The organism is Mesorhizobium sp. M5C.F.Ca.ET.164.01.1.1 (genome assembly GCF_004792125.1).
In the GTDB taxonomy this organism is placed as follows: Bacteria; Pseudomonadota; Alphaproteobacteria; order Rhizobiales; family Rhizobiaceae; genus Mesorhizobium; species Mesorhizobium wenxiniae.
Genome location: NZ_SRTG01000067.1, coordinates 1 through 557 on the forward strand (window position 1 = coordinate 1; position 557 = coordinate 557).

A 557-nucleotide genomic window follows, 5' to 3' on the forward strand; every position below is an offset into this window, starting at 1 on the left:
CTGCCGGCTGCGGAGCGTGCGTATCTGCTGGAGGAGCTGAACCGGACGGCGGCGGCCTATCCGTCGGAGCGGTGCATCCATGAACTGTTCGAGCAGCAGGTGCAAAAGGCGCCGGAGGCGGTGGCGCTGGTCTTCGAGGACGAGCGGTTGAGCTATGGCGAGCTCAATGCGCGGGCCAACCGGCTGGCGCATCATCTGATCGGGCTCGGGGTCAGGCCGGATCAGCCGGTGGCGATCTGCCTGGAGCGCAGCCCGGCGATGGTGGTCGGGCTTTTGGCGATCCTCAAGGCCGGCGGCGCCTATCTGCCGCTGGACCCGGCCTATCCCTGCGCGCGGCTGCGGCAGGTTGTCGACGATGCCGCGCCGCGGCTGCTGCTTTGCGACGCGGCCGGCCGCGCCGCGCTCGGCGCCGAGGCGCTGGCCGATGTCAGTGTGGTCGATCTGGAGACGGTCACCCCGGCCTGGGCCGAGCTGCCCGCCTGCGATCCCGACCCGCGCGCGCTCGGCCTGACCGCGCGCCATCTCGCCTATGTCATCTACACCTCCGGATCAACCGG

General features: G+C 70.9%; 1 protein-coding gene. It reads left to right on the plus strand.

Annotated features, from left to right (window positions below; translation table 11 throughout):
• On the plus strand, positions 1-557 hold a 557-nt coding region (locus EN807_RS32430), incomplete at both ends, for an AMP-binding protein (protein WP_135937921.1).